This window comes from Halanaerobaculum tunisiense (genome assembly GCF_054657635.1).
The window spans coordinates 1-899 of sequence record NZ_BAAHYI010000029.1 but is presented as its reverse complement, the minus strand read 5'-3'; the positions used below and the strand labels follow the sequence as shown (position 1 = coordinate 899).

At 33.5% G+C, this 899-nt stretch carries 1 protein-coding gene; it reads left to right on the top strand.

What is annotated here, in order from left to right; all coding sequences use genetic code 11:
* Positions 1-7: 7 nt before the first annotated feature.
* Positions 8-899, top strand: an 892-nt coding sequence (gene ltrA / locus ACYQ3D_RS12610) for a group II intron reverse transcriptase/maturase (RefSeq protein WP_459838814.1), incomplete at its 3' end; no start/stop codon positions are given.

Sequence of the window (899 nt, the reverse complement as noted above, 5' to 3'; positions counted from 1 at the left end):
AAAAAAAATTCGAACCTTATATAGTTTAAAAGACATTATTACAGATAAATGGCGAATGCATAATGCAGCACAAAAAGTACTAAATAATGGTGGTTGTGGTGGAATTGATGAAGTAAGTATTGATGAGTACAGAAATAACTATAAGATTAATATGCGTGAATTATATAGACAATTAAGAGAGAATAGATATGAGCCACGACCAGTACTAAGAACGTATATCTCAAAAGGTAATGGAGAACAAAGACCACTAGGTATTCCAGTAATCAGAGACCGAATAGCCCAACAAGCAGTTAAACAGGTGTTAGAAAAACAGTTTGAACAAGTATTTTGTGAGTGTTCTTTTGGTTTCAGACCGAATAGGTCAACCCATGATGCAATAGAAAAGATAGAGGAATATAAACAACAAGGTTATAATTGGGTAGTAGATGCAGACATAAGGTCCTATTTTGATACTATAGACCACGACTTACTGATGGATTTTATAGCAGAGTATGTAAGTGATGGTTGGGTATTAGATTTAATTAGATCATGGCTAACAGCTGAAGTCATGACCGACGAAGGAAGGGAAGAGACTGAAGAAGGAACTCCTCAAGGAGGTGTTATCTCTCCTTTATTAGCTAATATCTATCTACATCACTTTGATAAGAAGATGACTCGAAGAGGATATAAACTAGTTCGCTTTGCTGATGATTTTGTAATATTGACCAAAAGTAAGGATAAAGCCAAGAGAGCATTACAAGTAACACGTCAGATAATAGAAAATGAATTAAAACTGAAACTCCACCCTAAAAAGACAGTAATAACAAACTTTTATGATGGGTTTAAATTTCTAGGATTTAGATTTCATCATTGGTATTATAAAAGTCCAAAGGATGAAGCAGTAAATAACTTTAAAGATA